Source organism: Saccharopolyspora sp. NPDC045839 (genome assembly GCF_056431645.1).
On the sequence record NZ_JBWKKH010000001.1, the window covers coordinates 533,956 to 559,188 of the forward strand.

The following is a 25,233-nucleotide window of genomic DNA, read 5'->3' on the forward strand; positions in this document are numbered from 1 at the left end:
TTCGGGTCAGGCCCGCTCCATCTTCTCGACCAGGCTCCGGGGCCGCAGGTCGGTCCAGTTCGCCTCGATGTACTCCAGACACGCCTGCCGGGTGTCTTCCGGGTGCACCACGCGCCATCCGGCCGGGACGTCGACGAACGACGGCCAGAGGGAGTGCTGGTTCTCGTCGTTGACCAGGACGAGGAACTTGCCGTTCTCGTCGTCGAAGGGATTGGTCGGACTACTCATTGTTTTCCTCCTGGATCTCCATCACAATGCGGGCGATCTGATCGGCGGACTCCGGTCGCATCATGTCCGCGTGCCTGCAGTCGATCTGGTGGGTGCGGATCTCCCCGGTCGCGTGGGGACGCCAGACGTCGAGCGCCGCCGCGTCTCCGTTCGCCTCCCGCGCGGCGGTGAAGAGCAGAACGTCGCCGCGGAAGACGCCTAGTTCGCTTGAAGCGAGCAGGGCGGTGTTGTTGCCGTACACCCGGCGGACGCCCTCGACGACCCGGTGCCAGCGGCCGTCCTCATCGTCGGTGCCGAAGATCCCTGGCAGCAGTTCCCCGATCTCGTCCGCGGTGGGCGGTTCGGCGTTCCCCGATTCGGCGGCCGTGACCGGGTAGGCATCCAGCACCGCGAGCAGTTCGACCTGCTCGCCCTCGTCCTGCAGGAGCGTGGCGAGGGCGTGGGCGATCACGCCGCCGAACGACCACCCCAGCAGGCGGTAGGGGCCGCACGGCTGGATCGTTCGTATCTGCGCGGCGTAATCCCCGGCGATCTCGGCCACGCTGGTGGGCAGTTCCTCCGCCGGATCCAGGCCGCGCGCCTGGATTCCGTAGACGGCGAAGGCGGATGCGGTCCGGGCGAGCTCGCGGTACGACCAGGCGATACCGCCTGCGGCGTGCACGCAGAAGAGGTTCGGCTTGCCCTCGTCGGGTGTGATCGGCAGCACGACTTCGAACGGATCCTGCCGCGTTCGGCCGGACAGGTGCGGTGCGAGCCCGGCTACGCTCGGCGTCTGGAACACCGCGCCGATCCCGATCTCCACCCCCAGCTCCGCCCGGATCCGCTCGACCAGGCGCAGCACCAGCAAGGAATGCCCGCCGAGGTCGAAGAAGCTGTCGTCGACCCCGACTCGCGGCATCCCGAGAACCTCGGCGAACAGCCCGCACAACAACTCCTCGTCCGGCGTGCGAGGTGCCGCGCTCGCCGAGTGCCGGTCCGGGGCCGGCAGTGCTCGACGGTCCACCTTTCCGTTGCTGGTCAGCGGAAATTCGTCCAGCACCACCACGGCCGCGGGCACCATGTGGTCGGGCAGGGTCCGGGTCGCGTGCGAGCGCACCTCCAGCGGGTCGCAAAGTTGCCCAGCTTCGGGCACGACGTAGCCCACGAGCCGCCGGTCGCCCGGCCGGTCCTCGCGGACCACCACCACGGCTCGGGCCACCTGCGGGTGATCGGCCAGCGCCGCCGCCACCTCGCCCGGCTCGATGCGGAAGCCGCGGACCTTGACCTGATCGTCGGCCCGACCGGCGAACTCCAGCTCACCCTGCCGGTTCCAGCGGGCCAGGTCCCCGGTCCGGTACATCCGGGAACCGGTGGAGAACGGATCCGCCACGAACCGCTCGCCCGTCAGCCCGGGGCGTCCCCAGTACCCGCGGGCCACGCCCTCGCCGGCGAGGTAGAGCTCCCCCGCCACGCCGGGCGGTACCAACCGCAAGCCCGGATCCAGCACGTACGCCCGGGTGTTGCGCAGCGCTCGGCCGATCGTCACCGGTGCCGACCGGGTCACCCGCGCCGCGGTGGACCACACCGTGGCCTCGGTCGGCCCGTAGGCGTTGACGACCTCGCCGGCCAGGGCGGCGAGCTCGGCCCCGAGCCTGTCGGGGAGGGCTTCGCCGCAGGCGAGGACCCGCAACCCCCGGACCATCTCCGGAGCCGCCGACACGAGGAGCTGCCAGTGCGTGGGGGTGGCCTGCATGACCGAGACCCGGTGCTCGGCCACCAGCCGGGACAGTTCCTCCGGGGTGTTGCCGGTCGACACCACCACCGCGGCACCGGTCAGCAGCGGCACCAGCAGTTCGAGGGCCGCGAGGTCGAACGACAGCGTGGTGACCGCCGCGACCCGATCGGCGGGCTCGAATCCCGCCCAGGCCTGAACCGCCGTCGAGAAGGAGGCCAGGTTGCGGTGGGAGATCACCACGCCCTTCGGGCGGCCGGTGGAGCCCGAGGTGTGCAGGACGTACGACGCGTGGTCCGGTCGCAACGGTCCCCGGCGCTGCGCGTCCGCGAGATCGCTGGGAGATTCTTCGGCGATCAGGCCGAGCACGTGGGCTGCGTCCAGCTCGACTGCGGGTATCCCCGAAATCGGCAGGCCGGCCGCGACCTCGGTGGTCGTCACCACCAGCGTCGGCTCGGTGTCGGCCAGCACGAACTCGATCCGCTCCGCCGGGTAGGCGGGGTCGATCGGCGAGTAGGCGGCTCCCGACTTGAGCACCGCCAGCATCGCCACGACCATGTCCACCGACCGCGGCACCGCCAAGGCCACGACGGATTCCGGCCCCGTCCCCTGCGCGACCAGGTATCGGGCCAGCCGGTTGGCCCGCGCGTTCAGCTCTGCGTAGGACACCGGATCTCCGCCGCACACCACCGCGGTGGCATCCGGGGTCCGCACCGCCTGGGCTTCGAACGCCTCGTGCACCATCGGCGCGGGGGCCTCCGCGGGCCGCGCTTCGAGCAGCTGGTGGCGTTCGGGTTCGGTGAGGACGTCGATGTCCCCGACCCGGATTCCGGGGTCGGCGACGACGGTCTCCAGGACACGCGCGAGCCTGGCGACGAGCCGTTGCGCGGTGGCGAGGTCGAAGAGGTCGGTGCTGAACTCCACCGCCCCGGCGAATCCCTGCGGCTCACCCGCTGTTCCGCTGCGCTCGGTCAGTTCCACGGTCAGATCGAACTTCGCCGTGCGGGCGGGCGGAGCCATTTGCTCGGCGTCCGCGTCCGGTAGGTCGAGGGGTGCGGCGGGACCGTTGTTGACGACCAGCAGCACTTGGAACAGCGGGTGGCGGGCCAGGGACCGCTGCGGGTTCAACGCCTCCACGAGCCGCTCGAACGGCAGATCCTGATGCGAGTATGCGGCCAGGTTCGTCTCCCGGACCCTCTCCAGCAGCTCCCGGAAACTCGGATCCCCCGAAGTATCGGTCCGCAACACCAGCGTGTTGACGAACGCACCCACGAGATCGTGCAACGCCTCGTCGTCGCGGCCGGCGATCGGACTCCCGATCGGGATGTCCGTCCCCGCACCCAACCGCGTCAGCAACGCGGCGAGCGCGGCCTGCACGACCATGAACACCGTCGCTCGACTTCCACCGGCGAGGTGGATCAAGCCCGCATGCAGCTCCGGGGGGATCTCCAGATCCACTCGGCGGCCCTGGTACGAGGCCACGGCGGGTCTAGGCCGGTCGGTGGGGAGCGCCAGTTCTTCCGGAAGATCCCGAAGGGTGTCCTTCCAGAACTCCAGCTGGTGGGAGATGACGCTTCCCGGATCTTCCTCGCTCCCCAGGACTTCCCGCTGCCACAACGCGAAATCCGCATACTGAACCGGCAAGTCCTGCCAGCCCGGTGCCGCTCCGGCGCATCGCGCTGCGTACGCGGCAGCCAGGTCACGCAGCAACGGCCCCACCGACCAACCGTCGCCGGCGATGTGGTGCAACACCACCAACAGCACGACCTCGTGCTCGTCCACCACCGCGATCCGCGCACGGATCGGCAGCTCTCGGGCGAGGTCGAAGCGCTCATCCACCACGGCGTCCAGCAAGGGGTCCAGCTCGGGTGCCGGCACCACCGGCACATCCAGCACCGAACCGGCGTCGTGGATCACCTGCTGCCGTGGATTTCCGTCCGCAGCGGGAAAAACCGTACGCAGCACTTCGTGGCGTTCCACCACGTCCCGCACCGCCGCCTGCAACGCGGGAACGTCGATCTCACCGGACAGCCGCCAGGCCAGCGGGATGTGATACGCCGAACCCGCGGCATCGAGCTTGTCCACGAACCACAACCGGTACTGCGCGAACGACAACGGCACCCGCTCCGGCCGCACCATCCCCGCCAACACCGGGCCCGGACCCGCCGACTTGTCAGCGAGCTCCACCCGCGCGGCCAGCTGCGCCACCGTTGGCGCCTCGAAAACCGCGCGTACGGACAACTCCACGCCACACGCGGCCCGGATGCGGCCGGTCAACCGGGTCGCCAGCAACGAATGCCCGCCGAGTTCGAAGAAGCTGTCGCCAACCCCCACCCCGTCGACGCCCAGCACCTCGGCGAACAACTCGCACAACAGCGCCTCGCGCTCGGTCCGCGGCGGCGCTTTCACCGGCTTGGAACCGAAATCGGGTGCAGGCAACGCCCTCCGGTCCAGCTTCCCGTTGGCGGTCAAGGGAAGGCTCTCCAGCTGGACCACCGCTGAAGGCATCATGTGATCCGGCAGGCGGACGGCGAGGTGAGCCCGCAATTCGGCCTGATCGCATCCGCCGGTTTCGGGGACGACATAGGCGACCAGGCGCTTGTCGCCCGGCCGGTCCTCACGCGCCGCTACCACGCACTGCGACACCGCCGGATGAGCAGCCAGCACCGCCTCGACCTCACCCAGCTCGATCCGGAAACCACGAACCTTGACCTGATCATCAACCCGGCCGACGAACTCCAACTCCCCATCCCGGTTCCAGCGCGCCACATCCCCGGTCCGGTACATCCGCCCACCAGACGGACCGAACGGATCGGCCACGAACCGCCCCGCCGTCAACCCCGCGCGCCCGAGGTAACCCCGCGTCACGCCATCACCGGCGATGAAAAGCTCACCCACGACACCAGGCGGGACGAGCCGCAAACGCGCATCCAGGACGTAGACACTGGTATTGCCCAGCGGCCGACCGATGGTCACCCGGCCATCGCTGCCGACTTCCGCCGCCGTCGACCACACCGTGGCCTCCGTCGGCCCGTAGAGGTTGACGACCTCCTCGGACAAGGCCCGCAGTCTGGTCGCCAGCTGCTCCGGCAAGGCCTCACCACCGGTCAACACCCGCAGCCCGCGCAACGTCTCGGGAACCTCGGACACCAAGGCCTGCCACAAAGCGGGTGTGGCCTGCACGACCGTCACCGCGTGATCACGCACCAGCGCCGTCAACTCGTGCGGATCCCCGGCCTCGCCGCCCCGAGCCACGACCACCGATGCGCCATTCAGCAGCGGCGCCAGCAGTTCCACCACGGCGATGTCGAACGACAACGTCGTCACCGCCAGCAACCGATCCGTCGGCCCGACCCGCAACCACGGATCGATCGCCGAAACGAACCCGCACACGTTCCGATGGGTGACGACCACACCCTTCGGCCGCCCCGACGAACCCGACGTGAACAACACGTACGCCGGGTGATCCGCGCACAAACCGCCCACGCGATCGACATCGACCACATCGTCCGGGCTTGCACCCGCGACCTCCGAACGAACGACCGGATCATCCACCACCAGAACGGGAACATCGATCTCACCGGGCAATCCGGGCACGACCCCGGAAGTCGCTACGACCAGCAACGGGCGGGCATCGGCGAGCATGAACCCGATGCGCTCGGCCGGAAAGCCCGGATCGACCGGCAGATACGCGGCACCCGCCTTGAGCACCGCCCACACCACCACGACCATCTCGATCGACCGCGGAACCGCAACCCCCACAACACAACCCGGCCCGGCACCACGATCGATCAGCAACCGAGCAAGCCGATTCGCCCGGCCATTCAACTCGGCGTACGACGCCGACTCCTCGCCGCACAGCACCGCAGTGGCATCCGGCGACTTCGCTACCTGAGCCTCGAACAGCTCCGGCAGAGCCGACACCGGAACGTCAGGTCTCGGTCCGTTCCGGCCTTCGAGGAGTTGGTACCGCTCTTCGTCGGTGAGGATGTCGATGTCCACCACGCACATGTCAGGATCGGCCGCCATCGACTCCAGCACGCGAACCAACCGCCGCAGGACCAGTTCCGCTTCCCCGGCGGTGAAGCAATCCGGCCGGTAGTCCAGGCGCAACGTCAGCTGCTCCGCCCCCGGTACGACTACCAAGGCCAGCCCGTAATGCGTCGCATCGCGGCCTTCGACGCTCACCACTGCCGGCTCGTCGTCGACGGTCGAGTCAGGACCATCCGCGAGAAGGTCCGGTCCCGCAGGATAGTTCTCGTAGATCACCACCGAGTCGAACAACTCACCAACACCGATCGTGCCCTGGATCTCCGGCAACGCCACATGCCGGTACGGCATCAACTCGACCTGCGCGGACTGAACTTCCCCCAGCAAACCGCCAACACGCGTTCCGGACGACCACCGAACCCGCACCGGAACCGTGTTCACGCACAAGCCCACCAGCGACTCGACACCCCGGACCTCCGAGGGGCGGACCGCCACCACAGAGCCGAAAACGACATCCCCGCTACCGACCAGACGACCGAGCAGCACCCCCCAACCAGCCTGAACCACCGACGACAGCGTCACACCACGCCCGCCGGCCAGAGCCCGCAGACCGCCCAGTAGTTCGCCCGGCACCCCCGCGACCACACGGCCCGGCACCACTCCGCCCCGAGCCGCGCCCGGAGCCACCAAAGTCGGCTGTTCCACCCCCGCAAGCGCCTCGGCCCACGCCCGAACAGCCCCCGCACCGTCCTGATCGGACAACCACGCCAAGTACTCCCGCCACACCGGAGCCGGCGGAAGTTCGTCCTCGGAGTCGTACAGGGCGAGCAGCTCCCGCAGCACGATCGGGAGCGACCAGCCGTCCAGCAGCACGTGGTGGTGCGTCACCACCAGACGATGGCGACCGTCCCCGACCTTCACGGCGGTGCAGCGCAGGAGCGGCGGACGCCCCAGGTCGAACCGCTCCCGCCGGTCGCGGTCGAGCAGGTCCCGGTACGCCTGCTCAACATCGTCCGCACCCGTCAGATCGACCTCGCGCCAAGGCAGGGACACCTGCCGGCCGACGACCTGCACCGGCTCCCGGCCGCGCCGGTCGAACCCGGCGCGCAGACTCCCGTGCCGATCCAGGAGGCGCTGCGCGGCGTTGTGCAGTCGCCGCAGGTCCCAGGAACCGGCCAGCTCCACGCACAGCTGGACCAGGTACACGTCCGGCCCCAGCTCGTCGTACCAGGCGTGGAACAGCAACCCCTCTTGCAGCGGGGTCAGCGGGAGAACGTCCTCGACCGCCGGGCCGGCCTGCTCGATGCGGTCCACGTCGTCCTGGCTCAGCGGAACCAGCGGGAAGTCCGACGGGCTGCCGCCACCGCCGGGGTGGCGGACGAACGCCCGGAGCGTCTCCACCCAGTCCGCCGCCATGGCCCTCACTTCCGACTCTCCGAGCAGGCCTTCCGGCCACGACCAGGTCGCCACGAGCCTCGGCCCGCCCGGGGCGTCCTCCGTCACGGCGTCGATGGTGAGGCTGTGGGCCGCGGGCAGATCCGGATCGCTCCCGGCACCCAGGCCCGCCCCTGGCGCCGGCGCCCAATCCGCGGCCTCGGCCGGTGCGGTGAAGCGGCCGAGGTAGTTGAACGCGATCTGCGCCTTCGCGCCGGCGAGCCGGGCATCGGGGTTGAGGTACCGCAGCATCCCGTAGCCGAGCCCGCGATCTGGCATGGCGCGCAGCTGCTCCTTGATCCGCTTGACGGCCCGCGCCGCACCGGGCCCGCCGTTGAGCACCTGCTCCCGGTCCACCTCGCCGGGATCGAGGACGACCGGGGCGATGCAGGTGAACCACCCGACGGTGCGGGACAGATCGATCCCGGCCGCCTCCTGCCTGCCGTGCGTCTCCACGTCCACCAGCACGGCGCCGCCGCCACGCCGGTGCTGCACGGCCAAGGCCAATGCGGTGAGCAGGATGTCGTCGACATTGCCGCGGAACGCGGCGGGAACGGTCGTCAGCAGCGGCAGCACGTCGTCGGCGGAGATGACGACTTCGATCGCGCGCAGCGTCGCCGAGGTGTCGGTGGCCGGATCGAGCGGCCGGTTTCCGAGCATGGGCTCCTCGACACCGGACACCAGCTGCCAGCCGGGCAGCTCGGCGAGCCGCTCCGGCGAGCGGGACTGCTCGACCAGGTGGTCGGCCCAGCCGCGCAACGAGGTGCCCACGGGTTCGAGGACCACCTGGTCTTCCCCCGCCGCGACCTGGGACCACGCGTCCTGCAGGTCGGGCAGCAGGATCCGCCAGGACACACCGTCGACGGCCACGTGGTGGACCACGAGCAGGAGCCGGCCGGGGCGGTGGTTCCCCGCATCCAGCCAGGTCGCGGAAAGCAGCTCGCCGGTGCGGGGGTTCAGGCGGCGCACCGCGTCGTCGAGGTGCTCGCCCACGACCTCGTCGAAGTCGGGGCCGTCCAGCACGACGCGCCGCAGCCGCGAGGAGGCCCGGACAGTCCCGGGCGGGAGCACCCGCAGGTTCCAGTCGTCGAGGCTCAGCCGAAGCGCATCGTGGTGGTCGATGACGGCCTGCAGGGCCCTGGCCAATTCGGCTTCGCCGACCGCCGCGGGCACCTGCACCACCATGCTCTGGTGGTACTGGTCCACCGGGCCGCCGCGATCGCGCAGCCAGTGCAGGATCGGCGTCAACGCGACCGGTCCGGCCTCCGGACCGCCGGCCATCGCGCCGGGCTCGTCCGGGACGTCGGCGATGACGGCCAGGGCCGCCGGGGTCTTCTGCTCGAAGACCTGCTTCGGGCTGATCCGCACCCCCGCGCGACGGGCCTTCGCCACCAGCTGGATCGTCATGATGCTGTCGCCGCCGAGCCGGAAGAAGTCGTCGTCCGCTCCCACCTCCGCGACGCCGAGCACCTCGGCGTACGCCGCGCACAGGCGTTCCTCGCGCTCGTTGCCCGGACGCCGCCCGCGGTCGGCTTCGACCGCCGGCGCGGGCAGCGCCCTGCGGTCGAGCTTTCCGTTGGTGGTCAACGGAAGCGCATCGAGGATCACGACCGCCGCGGGCACCATGTAGTCCGGCAGGCGACGGGTCGCGTGAGCCCGCACGTCGGCAGGATCGCACCCACCGGAGCCGGGGACGACGTAGGCGACGAGCCGTTTCCCGCCGGGCTGGTCCTCTCGGGCGACCGCGGCGACCTGGTCGACGTCGGGGTGGCCGGTCAGGACGGTTTCGACCTCGCCGAGTTCGATCCGGAAGCCGCGCACCTTGACCTGGTCATCGGCCCGCCCCGCGTACTCCAGCTCGTCGTCGCTGCTCCAGCGCGCCAAGTCGCCGCTGCGGTACATCCGGCCCCCGGCAGGGCCGAACGGATCGGCCACGAACCGCTGCCCCGTCAAGCCGGGGCGCCCCGAATAGCCCCGCGCCACCCCGGCACCGGCGACGTACAGCTCACCCACCACGCCCGGCGCAACCGGTCGCAGGTTCGCATCCAGCACGTACACCCGCAGGTCCGCCAGCGGCCGGCCGATCACGCTGCGGGCGTGGCGATCCTCGGCGTCGATCTCCGCGTGGGTGACGTGCACGGTGGTCTCGGTGATCCCGTACATGTTCACCACCGCGGGCATGCCGGTTTCCCAGACCGGGACGCGAGCCGGATCCAGGGCCTCGCCGCCCAAGACCACGCAGCGCACCCGCCAACCGTCCCGCCGGGACGGCTCGTCCTCCAGTGCCCGCACCAACTGGTAGAACGCCGACGGGGTCTGGTTCAGCACCGACACCTGCTCACGGACCAGCAGCTCCGCGAAATCCGCCGGGGAACGCGTCACCTCCCACGGCACGACCACGAGCCGCCCGCCGGCGGCCAGCGCGCCCCATATCTCCCACACCGAGAAGTCGAACGCGTACGAGTGGAACAACGTCCACACATCGCCGGGCCCCGCATCGATTCGGGCGCCGGCGACCGCCAACAACCTCGCGACGTTCGCGTGATCGACCACCACGCCCTTCGGCCGCCCCGACGAACCCGAGGTGTAGAGGAGGTACGCCGCGTTGTCCACGCGCAGCGGGGCAGTGCGATCGGCATCGGAGGGATCCGCATCCGGCATCCCGGCCAGCACGTCGGCCGTGCGTGGATCATCGACGACCAGCCGGGGCGTTCCGGGTGGCAGGGCCTGTTCGACCTCGGTGGTCGTCAGCACCAGCACGGGCTCGGCGTCGGCGAGCATGAACGCGACCCGATCGGCGGGCTGATCCGGATCGATGGGCAAGTAGGCGGCGCCGGCTTTGAGCACGGCCAGCATCGCCGAGATCATCGCAGGCGTTCGCGGAAACGCCAATCCCACAACGCTTTCCGGCCCCACCCCGCGACCCGCCAGGCACCGCGCGAGCCGGTTCGCGCGGGAGTTCAGCTCCGCGTAGGTCACCGACTCGTCGCCGCACGCCACCGCCACGGCGTCCGGCGACTCCGCCACCCGAGCCTCGAACAACTCCGGCAGCGTGGCGACCTGGACATCGGCTTCCCGCCGCGCTTCGAGCAGCAGGCGCCGCTCCGCCCCGGACAGGACCTCGACGTCCCCGACCCGGACGTCGGGGTCGGCCACGACTGCTTCCAGCACCCGAACCAGCCGCCGGAGCAGTGCCTCGGCGGTGTTCGGCCGGAACAGGTCCGCGCTGCATTCGAGGAAGAGGTCGAGCCCGCCGTCCGTCCCACCGTGCTCGAGTGCGGTGAAGGCGAGGTCGAACTTGGCGGTCCGGGCCGCGGCCGTCACCTGCTCCACGTGGGCGCCGGGCAGTCGGAGCGTCCCGGCCGGCGCGTTGCCGGCCGTGAGCAGGACCTGGAACAGCGGATGCCGGGCGAGGGATCGCTGCGGGTTGAGTGCTTCGACGAGCCGCTCGAAGGGCAAGTCCTGGTGGGCGTAAGCGGCCAGGTTCGTCTCACGGACCCGCGCGAGCAGTTCCCGGAAGCTCGGATCACCCGATGTGTCGGTCCGCAACACCAGCGTGTTGACGAAGAACCCCACCAGATCCTCGGTCGCCTGCTCCGTACGACCAGCGACCGGACTTCCGATCGGAATGTCCGTACCCGCACCCAACCGCGTCAACAACATCGCCAACGCAGCCTGCACCACCATGAAGGTGCTCACCTGAGACGCCTGGGCCAGTTCGACCATCCGCCGATGCGCCTCGGAGGCGACGGCGGCCGAATGGGTCCACCCCTGGTACGACGCGGTTGCCGGACGCGGCTGGTCGGTGGGAAGGGCGATTTCTTCCGGAAGATCCCGCAGGGTGTCTTCCCAGAACTCCAGCTGGCGGGAGATCACGCTGTCCGGATCTTCTTCGCTGCCCAGGACTTGCCGCTGCCACAACGCGAAATCCGCGTACTGCACCGGCAATTCCCGCCAACCCGGCGCTTCACCAGCGAACCGCGCGGCATACGCCGCGGCCAGGTCCCGCAGCAAGGGACCTACCGACCAACCGTCGCCGGCGATGTGGTGCAACACCACCGACAGCACGACCTCGCGCTCGTCCACCACGAGGATTCGCGCACGGACCGGTGCCTCGCAGGACAGGTCGAAACCCCGCTCGACCTGATCGGCCAACACCTCCTCGACGTCATCCGCGGCGACCGCGAGCACCGGAACGTCCAGAACAACCCGGGCATCGCCGACCACCCGCTGGAACGGCACCCCCGCCACGTCCGGGAACGCCGTCCGCAGGACTTCGTGACGATCGACCACGTCCCACACCGCCGCCTGCAACGCGGGAACGTCGACCTCGCCGGTCAACCGCCAGGCAAGCGGAATGTGATACGCCGAACCAACCGCGTCCAGCTTGTCCACGAACCACAACCGGTACTGCGCGAACGACAACGGCACCCGCTCCGGCCGCACCATCCCCGTCAACACCGGGAGCACCGGTTCGTCATCGCCATCCAACCGCGCGGCCAACTCCGCCACCGTCGGCGCCTCGAACACCGCACGCACCGACAACCCCACGCCGCACGCGGTGCGGATGCGACTCACCAACCGAGTCGCCAGCAACGAATGACCACCCAGATCGAAGAAGCCGTCGCCTATCCCCACCTCGTCCACGTCCAGGACCTCGGCGAACAACCCGCACAGCAGTTCCTCGCGCGGCGTCCGCGGCGGCGTGATCGCCTTCCCGGAGCCGAATTCCGGCGCGGGCAGCGCCTTCCGGTCCAGCTTCCCGTTGGCGGTCAGCGGAAGGCTCTCCAGCAGGACCACCGCCGAAGGCACCATGTGATCCGGTCGGCTGCGGGCCACCTGAGCCCGCACCTCCGCCGGATCGCACCCGCCGGCTTTGGGGACGACATAGGCGATCAGGCGCTTCTCCCCCTCCTGCTCCTCTCTCGCCACGACCACGCACTGCGCGACCCGCGGGTGCGCAGCGACCGCCGCCTCGATCTCGCCCAGTTCGATGCGGAAACCACGGACCTTGACCTGCTCGTCGGCGCGACCGAGGAACTCCAGCTCCCCGTTCCGGTTCCAGCGCACCCGGTCGCCGGTCCGGTACATCCGCCCGCCGGCTGCGCCGAACGGATCGCCCACGAACCGCTCGGCCGTCAACCCGGCACGCCCCGAGTACCCGCGCGCCACCCCGGCACCTGCGATGTACAGCTCGCCCACCACCCCGGCGGGCACCAGCTCCAGAGCGGGGCCCAGCACGTAGGCCCTGGTGTTCGGCACCGGCGGCCCGATCGGCACCTGCGGGGGCTCGTCGCCGTCGGAGTACCAGACCGCGGAGTAGACCGTGGCCTCGGTCGGCCCGTAGAAGTTCATGATCCGGCAGTTCGGGAAGACCGCGCGGATGTCCCGGACGAGCTGGGCGGTGAAGGATTCGCCGCCCAAGATCACCGTGTGCACGCCCTCCGCCCGCTCCTGGCCGCGAATCACCTTCGCCAGGACCGACGGCACGGCGCTGACGAGGCCGCCGTCCGACAGCACCTGCGGGCGGTCCGCCAGGGTGAGGAGATCGGGTACCACTTCGATCGCCCCGCCGGAGGTCAGCGGCGGGAAGATCTCCAGCACCGAGGTGTCGAAGCTCAGCGATGTCGAGGCGAGCACGCGGGCGAGTCGTTCCGGGCCGACGACCGCGTGCGCGCACGCGACGGAATCCGCCATCCCCGAGTGCGTGACGACGACCCCCTTGGGGGTGCCGGTCGAGCCGGAGGTGTACATGACGTAGGCCGGGTTCGCCGGATCCAGCGGACCATTCCGCTCGGCGTCGGTCAGGTCGGTACCGGCGTACCGGGCCAGCGCCTCGACGACACCCGGTTCGTCCAAGACCATTCGGCCGGCCGCGAACTGCTGCTCGACGTCGCTGCGGGCGAGCAGGAGCACCGGTGCGGAGTCGGCGACCATGAACGCGAGCCGGTCGGCCGGATATGCCGGATCCAGCGGCACGTACGCGGCACCCGCCTTCAGCACGGCGAGCAGCGCCACCACCATCTCGACGGACCGGGGAATCGCGAGCCCCACCGCGGTCTCCGGCCCGGCCCCCTTCTCGACCAGGCATCGCGCCAACCGGTTCGCCCGCGCGTTCAGCTCGGCGTACGTCACCGCCGTCCCGTCGCACAGCACCGCGACCGCGTCGGGGGTACGTGCGACCTGCGCTTCGAAGAGATCGGGGACCACGGCATCGGGTGCCGCCGGACCGCCGTTCCACTCGTGGAGGAGCCGGTGGCGCTCGGCTGCTGCGAGGACGTCGAGCTCGTGCAGTGGCCGATCGGGATCGGCGGACGCCCGGTCGAGCAGCCGCAGCAATCGTTGGAGGAGCTGCTCGGCGGTGTCCGCGTCGAAGAGGTCCACGCTGTACTCCACGGACACCTCCAGGCCGTCGGGGTGCTCTCCCGAGGCCGGGAGTTCGACCGCGGTGAAGGCGAGGTCGAACTTGGCGGTGCTGATGGGGACGGCGATCGGCTCGGCGTTCCCGCCGGGCAGGTCGAGCTCGGCGATGGGTCCGTTGTTGAGCGCGAGAGCCACCTGGAACAGCGGGTGGCGGGCCAGGGACCGCTGCGGGTTCAACGCCTCCACGAGCCGCTCGAACGGCAGATCCTGATGCGAGTAGGCAGCCAGGTTCGTCTCCCGGACCCTCGCCAGCAGCTCCCGGAAACTCGGATCCCCCGAAGTATCGGTCCGCAACACCAGCGTGTTGACGAACGCACCAACCAGATCGTGCAACGCCTCATCATCACGTCCGGCGATCGGACTCCCGATCGGAATGTCCGTCCCCGCACCCAACCGCGCCAGCAACGCGGCGAGCGCGGCCTGGAGCGCCATGAAGGTGCTCGCCCGGCACTCCCGGGCCAGCTCGACCAATCGCCGGTGCACACCCGGCTCGACGACGGCCGAAAGAGTCCGGCCCCGATACGACGCCACGGCCGGCCGAGACCTGTCCACCGGAAGCGCCAGTTCCTCCGGAAGGTCCCGCAGGGCCTGCTTCCAGAAGTCCAGCTGGCGCGAAATCGCACTGCCGGGGTCGTCCTCGCTGCCCAGGGTTTTTCGCTGCCACAACGCGAAATCCGCGTACTGAACCGGCAATTCCCGCCAACCTGGCGACTCACCGGTGCACCGTGCCGCGTATGCGACGGCCAAGTCCCGCACCAGCGGCCCCACCGACCAACCGTCGCCGGAGATGTGGTGCAACACCACCAGCAGGACACGGCCACCGCCGGCGATCTCCCACGATCGCACCCTGATCGGCGGCTCCACCCCCAGGTCGAAGGCCTGCGCGGAATGCTCGGCGACCACCCGCTCAACGTCGTCGGAGCCGATCTCCGCTTCGGCAGCGCCGAAGGCTCGTTCCAGCGCGGTGTCGACGTCCAGGACCTGCTGCCAGGGCACGCTGTCCGCGCCGAACGGGAATACCGTCCGCAGTGCCTCGTGGCGCGTGAGAACGTCCCGCACCGCCGTTCGCAGGGCGACGATGTCGACCTCACCGGGGATCCGCCACGCCAGCGGGATGTGGTACGCCGAGCCGGTCGCGTCGAGCTCTCCCACGAACCACAAGCGGCGTTGGGAGAAGGACAGCGGAACCCGTTCCGGCCGCTGCTCGGCGCGCAGCGCCACCGGGTGATGCACCCCCGCCTCGGTGTCGATCCGGATGGCCAGCTGTGCCGCCGTCGGTGCCTCGAACACCGCGCGTACGGACAACTCCACACCGCACTCGGCACGGACACGGCCGACCAGTCGAGTCGCCAACAGCGAGTGGCCGCCCAGGTCGAAGAAGCTGTCTTCTACCCCCACCTCCGCAACGCCCAGCACCTCGGCGAACAACCCGCACAACAACGCCTCGCGCTCGGTCCGCGGCGAAACCTTCACCGCACCGGAGCCGAAATCAGGAGCGGGCAACGCCTTCCGGTCCAGCTTCCCGTTCGCCGTCAACGGGAAACCGTCGAGGACCACCACGGCCGACGGGACCATGTAGTCGGGCAGCCGCCGAGCCGCGTACGCCCGCAATTCGGCCGGGTCACCGGCATCGGCCACCACATAGGCGACCAGGCGCCTTTCGCCCGGCCGGTCCTCACGCGCGGCCACCGCGCACTGCGACACCGCCGGATGAGCAGCCAGGGCGGCCTCGACCTCACCCAGCTCGATCCGGAAACCACGAACCTTGATCTGATCATCCACCCGGCCGACGAACTCCAACTCGCCGTCCCGGTTCCAGCGAGCCACATCCCCGGTCCGGTACATCCGCCCACTCGCGGGACCGAACGGATCAGCCACGAACCGTTGGGCCGTCAGCTCGGGACGCCCGAGATAGCCCCGCGCCACCCCGGAACCGGCGATGAACAGCTCACCGGTCACTCCGGGAAGCACCGGCCGCAGGTTCGGGCCGAGGACGTAGACGCGGGTGTTGCCCAACGGCCGGCCGATGGGCACCCGACCATCGCGATCGATCTCCGCCGCCGTCGACCACACCGTGGCCTCCGTCGGCCCGTAGAGGTTGACCACCTCACCGGCCGAACCGCGCAGCCGGGCCGCCAGCTGCGCTGGCAGGGCCTCGCCGCCGGTCAACACCTGCAGCCCGTGAATCATCCCCGGCGCTTCGGACACCAGTGCCTGCCACAGAGCCGGTGTCGCCTGCATGACCGTCACCGCGTGGTCCGCCACCAACGCCGCCAACGCCCGCGGATCTCCGACCTCACCACCACGAGCCACGACCACCGCCGCACCGGCGAGCAGCGGCGCCAGCAACTCGACCACGGCGATGTCGAACGACAACGTCGTCACCGCGAGCAACCTGTCCCCGGGGCGGGCCCCCAACCACGGATCGATCGCCGCAACGAACCCGCACACATTCCGGTGAGAGACCACCACGCCCTTCGGACGCCCCGACGAACCCGACGTGAACAACACGTACGCCGCGTCGTCGAGCTGCAGCGCAGCACGATCCGCGCAAGTGATGTCCGCACCCGAAGCGCCGGCCACTGCGGCCGCGGTTCCCGGATCGTCCAACACGAGAACCGGAAAGCCCGGTGGCATCGCGTGTTCGGCCTCGACGGTCGTCACCACCAGCACCGGGTCGGCGTCGGCCAACATGAACCCGATCCGCTCGGCAGGAAAACCCGGATCGACCGGCAAATACGCGGCACCCGCCTTGAGCACCGCCCACACCGCCACGACCATCTCAACCGACCGCGGAACCGCAAGCCCCACAACACAACCCGGCCCGGCACCACGACCGATCAGACACCGAGCAAGCCGATTCACCCGAGCATTCAGTTCCGCATACGACACCGACTCATCACCGCACACCACCGCAGTCGCATCCCGCGACTCCGCAACCTGAGCCTCGAACAACTCCGGCAGAGTCGACTCAGCTGCGACCACACCTCGCCCGTTCCACACCTCGAGCAACTGATCCCGCTCTTCGTCGGTGAGGATGTCGATGTCCACCACCCGCATGTCAGGATCGGCCGCCATCGACTCCAGCACGCGAACCAACCGCCGCAGGACCAGTTCCGCTTCCTCCGCGGTGAAGCAATCCGGCCGGTAATCCAGGCGCAACGTCAGCAGCTCCGCCCCCGGCAGCACCACCAACGCCAACCCGTAATGCGTCGAGTCGAGACCTTCGACGTTCGCGACGCGCAGCGAAGGCCCCGCTGCCGCTTCGACAGCCGTTCCCGGCTTGGTCGGGTAGTTCTCGAAGATGACCACCGAGTCGAACAACTCACCAACACCCAGCGCACCCCGGATCTCCGGCAGCCCCACATGCCGATACGGCATCAACCCGATCTGCGCGGACTGAACCTCCGCCAGCACATCGCCAACACGCGTCCCAGGCGACCACCGGACCCGCGCCGGAACCGTGTTGACGCACAACCCCACCAGCGACTCGACACCCCGGACTTCCGGGGGCCGAACCGCCACCACAGAGCCGAAAACCACGTCCTCGCAGCCGACCAGCCCGCCGAGCAACACCCCCCAAGCACCCTGAACCACCGACGACAACGTCACACCACGCTCAGCCGCCAGACACCGCAGCCCGCCCAGCAAACCCGTCGAGACATCAGCCACCGCGCGACACGGCACGACTCCGCCCCGACCCGCGCCCGGAGCCACCAAAGTCGGCTGTTCCACCCCCGCAAGCGCCTCGGCCCACGCCCGAACAGCCCCCGCACCGTCCTGATCGGACAACCACGCCAAGTACTCCCGCCACACCGGAGCCGGCGGGAGCCCGCTGGCGTCGCCGTCGCGGGAGTACAGCTCGACCAGCTCATCGACCACGATCGGCAGCGACCAACCGTCGAACAGGGTGTGGTGGAACGTCATCACCAGGCGGACGCGGTCAGCGGCGAACCGCACCGCCAGGAAGCGCACCAGCGGCGGTCTCCCCAGGTCGAACCGCTCGTTCCGGTCCGCCGCAAGGACATCCGCGAAGGCGGCCTCCGGATCGGCCGCCGCCACCAGGTCGATCTCCCGCCAAGGCGCTCGCACCCGCCGGGCGATCACCTGCACCGGCTCCCGGCCACCGCGGCGCACGAACGCCGCGCGCAAGCTCGCGTGCCGGTCCACCAACGCCTGACCGGCCGCCCGCAACCTCGGGACGTCGCAATCGCCTTCGAGCTCGACGCACAGCTGGACGATGTAGACGTCCGGCCCCTGTTCGTCGTACCAGGCGTGGAACAGCAACCCCTCTTGCAGCGGGGTCAGCGGGAGAATGTCCTCGACTGCCGATTTCTTAGCCGTCACGGCAAACCTCACCAGTCCAGCCGGATTTCCATTGAGCGGTTTTCATCCTGGTCGGCCCGCAGCCGCGGGCCGCAAAGCCGCACGTCGACGGGATGTCGCATGCGCCGCAGGCGCATAGCCCACCCTCCCAGCTTGCACCGCCGCGGGTTCACCGTGCCCACCCCTCCGGGGTTCCCCCGGCGAGGACGGCCCCTCCGCCGCGTATTGGACATACATCAGGAGGGGCACCCACAGACCAGGGAGCCTCTGAGGTTCCGCTACCCGCACCGCCACGCACAACGAGGTTGGAAAGCCTCAATGCAAGGCTAGAACGACAACATCCGAAAACAAACAGTTTCGATCACCCGGGGCGCACCTTTCAGCGACAGCGGAAACCGAGGCTGGAAAGTCCAATTCACCTCATCGGCGGCTCCAGGTTCCCGATCGCGACCAGGTAGTCCAGGCAACCCGATATCAGTTCCGGGACGCCCACCGGAGGAGCTGTTTCCGAGCCGCCCGCCCGATCCGCGTCGAATGGGTGACCGACATGCCGGAGCGGCAGGTCCGGCGCCGGTCCTTCCTCGCCCAACAGCGGCAGGAACGGGAGCAGCGCATTCTTCGCGCCGGCTTCCACCGCAACGCGCAAATCCCTACGCCACTCCCCGTACGGCTTGCGCGACACCCGATACCCCGAATCGCTCAGCAGGCCCACGAGCTCCGCCCAGCGCACGGGCGGAGCACCCGGTAGGTGGTGCGCTTGGCCGAACCCCGTTCCGCTCAACGCGATTCGCGCGATGGACGAAGTCACGAAGTCCACCGGAACCGCGTCGACGAACAGGTCCAGGTCCGGCGCCGAGCCCAGCTGGATGCAGCCCTTCAGCCAGGCGCACAAGAACAGCTCCGGCGGGCAGGCTCCCGTCGCTCGACCCCCGACGACCTGCCCGGGGCGGTGGATCGCGACCGGGAGGCCGCGCCGCCCGGCCTGCGCGACGAGGCGGTCCGCCACCCACTTGGTCTGCGCGCGACCGCCGATCACACCGTCCACATCAGACGTTTCTACCGCACCGGAAGGCCGCGCTCCCAGGGCATCGGGGAACACCTCGAGCGATGACACGTAGTGCACCGGTTTCACGCGACCTCGGCACGCCAGCCGCAGGACTTCCAGTGTTCCCAGCACATTCGTCGTCTTGAGCTGCCGGTAGGAAAGCACGGCGCTGGTCCCGGCGCCGCTGTGCAGCACCAGATCGGCTCGCCGTGCCAGTTCCTCGTACGCGGGACGATCCAGGCCGAGGTAGGGGCGGCTGAGGTCGGCGGGGACCCCGACCAGACGTCGTGCATCCGCCCTGCGCCACAGCCCGTACGCGGCCAGGTTCTTCCGGACCCGGTTCACGGCACCGTCCCGGTCGCCGGCCCGCACGACGACATGCACGTCGGCATCGGAGCGGTCCAGCACGTCGCGGAGCAGGAACGCGCCCACGAACCCGGTCGCGCCGGTCAGCACGACATTCCGGAAGGGCTCCACCGGATCGGCGACCTGACCTGGCCGGACGTCGTCCGGCAGCAGCGCTTCCGCGGCCAGGGCGTCGGGGTCGATTCCGCGCGATCGGTCGCTGGCAACGGCTTCATCGCCGACCAACCGCGCCAGCTCCGCGATGACGGGCCCCGCGTACAGCTCGTGCGTCCCGATTTCGACGCCGCACTCGTCCCGCACCCGGTCCAGCAAGACCGCGGCGGTCAGGGAAGTGCCGCCCAGATCGAAGAAGTCGTCCGCGACGCCGACCCGGTGCACGCCGAGCACGTCCTGCCAGATGCCGACCAACCGGGCTTCGACCGGACCGGTCGGCGGGGCGTACGCGGTTCCGGTCAGCCCGTCGAGAAACGGGCCGCCGACCTCGATCCGCCCCGGGACCATGGCTCCGGGAAGGCTCTCCCGGGCGTAGGCGCGTAGTGCCGCGCGGAACCCGGGCGCCCGCGCCACGGCCAGCGGATCGGTCGCCCCGGTTTTCATGGGCGCCGCTCCACCGGCTCGAAAGCGGCGTCGAACTCGTGCAGGCCGCCATGTTCCGGGACCAGCAGCCGGACTCTCGCGCCGTGCCGCTCACCGAACTCCACGACGCTCTCCGGGTCGACGGCCGACGCCCCGTCGACCTCCCACAGCAGCCGCTCCAGTTCCCAGGCCGTGGTGTCGTCCGCACTCCCGGCGAGCAGTCGGAGCAGTGCCCGCGGGCGCACCAGCCGGCGATTGGGGATGCCGTTGACGGTCAGCGGCCCGGTGCCGATCCGCTGGGCGAGGCCGTCCAGTCCGGCCGGGAGTTCCGACCAGGCCAACGCAGCGGCGACCGGTCCGCCGGGTTGCTCGTCGAGCAGCAGGGTGACGTCGTAGCGGAAGCAGGTCGGCTCGTTGACCTCGTGCCCGCGCTTGAGCTCGATCCGCGCGTGGCCGAACCTCCTGAAGTACTCGGGCGAAAGGCACAACTCCGGCTCGCCCGCGACGTTTCGCCGGATCGCCGCCGCGAGTTCCGCCGCCGACGTCAACGGTTGGCAGCGCTTGAGCTCCGCTGCCGCGTAGTGCGCGTCCAGCTCCGCCAAGCCCCGCACGTCGCCGACGAAGACCGCGCGCCGACCGACCCGGGCGGCCTCGGCGAGAACGCGCTCCAGGTATCCGGTGTTCGGGAAGTACTGGACGACGGAGTTCAGCACCACCACGTCGGCGGTTGCGGTCGGTGTGCCGGCGAGCGCGGTGGCGTCGGCATGGTCGATGACGCCGTTGTGCGGTGGCTCGGGGCCGAGCGCCTGCCGAGCCGCTCCGACGGCCGACGAGGAGGGCTCGATCCCGCGGTATTCCGCAATGTGCGGGAGCAGTGCGCGCAGCAGCAGTCCGGGGCCGGCACCGACGTCCACGACCGACTGCGGCGCCAGGTCCGCGATGCGGCGCGCGGTGTGGCCCAGCCGCGCGCGCATGTCCTGGGGTGGAATCGGTTCGGCGGCACCCATTCCCGGCTCGGCAGCGGCATAGATCCGTTCCCACTCCTGGCACCAGCGGCGCACGTGGGCCTCTTCGGCGACGTGGTCGGTCGGCTCGGCCACCGGGGCGACCCGCGCGACCAGCTGCGCGCCACCAAACCGACCGGTACTCGCGGTCACCTCGACGGATTCGACCTGGGCGTGCCGGGAAAGCACGTTCTCCACCTCGGCGAGTTCGACCCGGTGCCCGAGGACGGTCACCCGGCGGTCCGCACGCGCCTGGAGCGTCAGGGTCCCGTCCGTTTCCCGGCGCACGCGGTCCCCGGTCCGGTAGGCGGTTCCGGATCCGCTCGCGACGAACCGCTGCGCGGTGAGCCCGGGCTGCGCGAGGTAACCCGCGGCGATCCCGGCCCCGCCGATCAGGAGCTCACCGACCGCTCCGACCGGCACCTCCCGCAGGTCCTCGTCCACCACCAGCACCTCGGTGCCCGGCAGTGCTCGGCCGATGGACACCGCCGCGTCCGGGCCGATCTCGTGGACCGCGGCCCAGGAAGTCGTCTCCGGTGCGCCATATGCGGCGAACAACCGCACCCCCGGCAAGGCAGCCGACAGGCGTCGCGCCAGATCCGCGGGGATCGCCTCCCCGCCGACGAGCACCGCGCGGGCGCCCCTCAACGCCTCCGAACCGGCCGGCTGTGCGGCCAGGAAGGACGGTGTGCACTGCAGCAAGGTGACGTTGTGCCGCCGGCTGAGCTGCGCGAACGAGTGCTCGGCGTCGGCCACCTCCTCCTCGTGCAGTTCTTTCAGCCGGTTCAGCGTGGGCAGGCCCGCGATCACGTCGTCGACGGCGACCCCGAAGTCGATCAGGCACGCGACCTCGTCCGCACCCGCGGCCGCCAGCCTGCGCACCACTTCGACGCCCTCCGCCGGCGAACCGAACAGGCCGGACCGCTGCAGGTACCTGTCGAGCGCCAGGTCCAGCACCGATTCGAGGTCCTCGTCGGTGACGGCGGTCCCGGCGCCGAACAGCACCCGGCTGAGCTCCGCGGAGCTGCGCAGGTACTCCCGGAACGGGCCCCTCGCCAGCGCCTTCGCCCGCGCCGCGTCGTCGAGCAGGAAGGTGTGCACCATGACCGACACCCGGCCCGGTCCGGCGAACCCGTGCTCGGCCCTGGCGTTCCGGTACGCCGCGATCTTCACCGCCAGCTCGTCGAGGTCCTGCCCGAGCAGGTGGGTGAGCACGTTCACCCCGGCCGCCCCCGCGCGCTCGAAGGTCTCCACCGAACCCGCCGAGGTGAGCCAGATCGGGGGCTCGTCCTGCACCGGCGACGGGAAGACCCGCACCTCGACCTCCGCGCCGTCGCCGCCCCGCCGCCGAACTGGCTCCCCGCGCCACAGCCGCCGGAACTCGTCCAGCTGCTCGGCCATCCGCTGCTTGCGGCGCGGGAAGTGGTCCGGGAAGAACACGAAGTCGTTGGTGTTCCAGCCGGATGCGAACGCGAGGCCGACCCGGCCATCGGAGAGGTTGTCCACCAAGGACCACTCCTCGGCGATGCGGACCGTGTCGTGCAGCGGCGCGACCACGCTGCCGCACCGCAGTCCGATCCGCTCGGTCACCGTCGCCAGCGCCGCGGCCATGACCGCCGGGTTCGGGTACAGGCCGCCGAAGGAGTGGAAGTGCCGTTCGGGAGTCCACACGGCCTCGAACCCGTGGGCGTCGCCGAACTTCGCGGCCTCCAGCACCAGGCGGTAGCCGTCGCGCCGCTGCTCGTCGGCCGTGGCGGCGGCGAAGAAGAACAGGCTGAAGCCGAGCGGGTGCTCGGCGGCGGGAGCCCGGTTCTCGACCAACCGGTCCCCGGCGACGACGACCTTCGCGCCGCAGGCCAGCGGCCACAGCAGTGCCAGCACCCCGGCGTCGAAGGAGATGCTGGTCAACGCGAGGACGACGTCCGATTCCGCGCAACCGATCCGGTCGCGCATCCCGGCGAAGCGGCCGAGCGCGTCGCGGTGCCGGACCACGATTCCCAGCGGCCGACCGTGCGGACCCGATGTGTACGTGACGTAGGCGGGGTACTCACCGTCCACAACGGACTCCGGTGGCGCGGTGGGCCGCCGGGCGATCTCCGCGGCGTGCGCGTCGATGCGCACGAGGTGGCGGGCGGGAAGCCCCGATGGGCCGGCGCCGCTGGTGATCAGGCAGTGCAGGTCGGCGTCGGATGCGATGAGCGCCAGCCGCTTCGCCGGTTCGGCGGGGTCGAGGGCCACGAACGAGCCACCGGCCTTGAGCACGGCCAACAGCGCCACGACCAGGTCCGGCCCGCGGCGCAGGCCCACGCCGACCAGGAAACCCGGCCCCGTGCCCAGCGCGCGCAGGTGGTGCGCGAGCTGGTTCGCCCTGGCGTCGAGCGCCGCGTAGCTCAGCTCGGACCAGCGGTGCGCGATCGCCACCGCGGCCGGGCTCCGGCGCACCTGTTCCTCGACGACGCCGTGGATCGTGGACGCGGTTTCAATTGAAACTGCGGTCGCGGTGCCATCACGAACGCCGGCCATGTCGCACCCCTCCCGGCCTGGCTCGCATCATCGGTCTGCGGCGACCAGTTCGGGCTCGCCGGCCAGCCGCGCCCGCAACCCCGCCTTGTCGACCTTCCCGGTGCCGTTGCGCGGCAGGACGTCGCAGTGGTGCACTGCGGTGGGGAGCTTGAACCGCGCCAACCGCTCCCCGAGGAACGCGCGGATCTCCTCCAGGGTGGCCGCGCCGTCCTGGCACACGACCACGACGGGAGTCTCGTCCCACTTCGGGTGCGGCACGCCCACCACGGCCACCTCGCGGACGCCCGGGAATTCGGCCATCAGCCGCTCGATCTCGGCGGGATAGATGTTCTCCCCACCGCTGATGATCACGTCCTTGAGCCGGTCGACGACGTAGAGGTGGCCCTGCTCGTCCACGTGTCCGATGTCGCCGGAGTGGAACCAGCCGGCGTCGTCCACCGCCTTGCGAGTCGCGTCCGGGTCGTTCCAGTACCCGGAGATCACGTTCGGTCCGCGGACGCAGATCTCGCCGGCCTCGCCCGGTTCGGTCACCGCGTCCCCTGTCGCCGCGTCGATCAGCCTGATCTCGGTGTGCGGCATGGGGAAACCCGCCGATCCGGGATGGCCGTCCACCAACCGCGGCGGCAGGTAGGTAGCCAGCGGCGCGGTCTCGGTCAGGCCCCACGCCTGCTGCAGCTTCACGCCCCGCGCCGAGTAGTCGCGGACGAGCTGGTCCGGGACCGGCGCGCCACCGACGATCGCGGCGCGCAACGCCGACAGGTCGGCCCGCTCGAAGCCGGGGGTCCGGGCGATGGCGTCGAACATCGTCGGCACCGCGATCAGGTTGGCCACCCGGTGCGCCACCAGGTCTGCCAGGCACTGCTCGGCGTTGAACGCGCGCCGGACCACCAGGGTGCCGCCGTGCGCGAGGGTGCCGATGGTGAAGCCGCTGAGCCCGGCGATGTGGAACATGGGCGCGATGACCAGGGCCGGGTCGCGGAACCGGGTTTCGATCGCGGTCGCCGTGTTGACCTGGTTCCACCACAGGTTCCCGTGGGTCAGCAGCGCGCCCTTGGGTCGCCCGGTGGTGCCGGACGTGTACATGAGCAGGGCGACGTCCGCCTCCCGGACGTGCACCGGTTCGTCGTCCCGGTCCGGCGAAGCCGCCGCCGGCAAGCTCTCCCAGCGCGGGTGAGCGGGTTCCGCCGCGGAGTCGAGCAGGAAGCGGCGCACCGGGACCGAGTCGGCGATGCCGTCGACCAACGCCCGCTGCTCGTCCTCGACGACGAGCGTGTGCGCACCGGAATCGCCGAGCAGGAAAGCCACTTCGTCGCTGGACAGCCGGAAGCTCAGCGGCAGGAAGATCACGCCGAGGTGCGCCGCGGCAAGCGCGGTCTCCAGCAGCAGCGCGCTGTTCCGGCCGAGGTAGGCGACCCGATCACCGCGCCGGAGCCCGCCATCGGCGAGCACCGCCGCCAACCGCCGCACCCGGGCGGACAGCTGCGCGTAGCTGATCTCGGTGCCCTCGTAGACGATCGCCGTGGTGCTGCCGGCGACCCGAGCCCACCGGTGCACGGCCGCGGCCGAACTGATGTTGCCTTCCCTCATCTCGCCCTCCAGGTCGCGCG

The 25,233-nt window shown here is 70.5% G+C and carries 5 protein-coding genes; all 5 read right to left on the reverse strand.

Annotated elements, in window-relative coordinates; translation table 11 throughout:
- Nucleotides 1-6: 6 nt before the first annotated feature.
- The 5 genes from AC07EQ_RS02135 to AC07EQ_RS02155 all read right to left on the reverse strand — a co-directional run bounded on the left by AC07EQ_RS02135 (nt 7) and on the right by AC07EQ_RS02155 (nt 25,213).
- Entirely contained in the window at nt 7-228 is a 222-nt protein-coding gene (locus tag AC07EQ_RS02135; RefSeq protein ID WP_478386097.1) for an MbtH family protein, read from the reverse strand.
- Nucleotides 221-18,133 (reverse strand): non-ribosomal peptide synthetase, encoded by a 17,913-nt coding sequence (locus AC07EQ_RS02140; RefSeq protein ID WP_478386098.1) that lies wholly within the window; start codon nt 18,131-18,133, stop codon nt 221-223. Before AC07EQ_RS02140 ends, AC07EQ_RS02135 begins: the two co-directional genes overlap by 8 nt.
- A 394-nt stretch (nt 18,134-18,527) precedes the next feature.
- Entirely contained in the window at nt 18,528-20,120 is a 1,593-nt protein-coding gene (locus AC07EQ_RS02145; RefSeq protein WP_478386099.1) for a thioester reductase domain-containing protein, read from the reverse strand.
- Nucleotides 20,117-23,626, reverse strand: coding sequence for a MupA/Atu3671 family FMN-dependent luciferase-like monooxygenase (locus AC07EQ_RS02150; protein ID WP_478386100.1), 3,510 nt, complete (start codon nt 23,624-23,626; stop codon nt 20,117-20,119). Before AC07EQ_RS02150 ends, AC07EQ_RS02145 begins: the two co-directional genes overlap by 4 nt.
- Nucleotides 23,627-23,653: 27 nt before the next feature.
- Entirely contained in the window at nt 23,654-25,213 is a 1,560-nt protein-coding gene (locus AC07EQ_RS02155) for an acyl-CoA synthetase (protein ID WP_478386101.1), read from the reverse strand.
- Nucleotides 25,214-25,233: the final 20 nt, after the last annotated feature.

Excerpts from the sequence above, each read along its gene's own strand:
- AC07EQ_RS02135 (WP_478386097.1), bottom strand. The coding sequence starts at position 228 with ATGAGTAGTCCGACCAATCCCTTCGACGACGAGAACGGCAAGTTCCTC.
- AC07EQ_RS02145 (WP_478386099.1), bottom strand. The coding sequence starts at position 20,120 with ATGAAAACCGGGGCGACCGATCCGCTGGCCGTGGCGCGGGCGCCCGGG.
- AC07EQ_RS02150 (WP_478386100.1), bottom strand. The coding sequence starts at position 23,626 with ATGGCCGGCGTTCGTGATGGCACCGCGACCGCAGTTTCAATTGAAACC.
- AC07EQ_RS02155 (WP_478386101.1), bottom strand. The coding sequence starts at position 25,213 with ATGAGGGAAGGCAACATCAGTTCGGCCGCGGCCGTGCACCGGTGGGCT.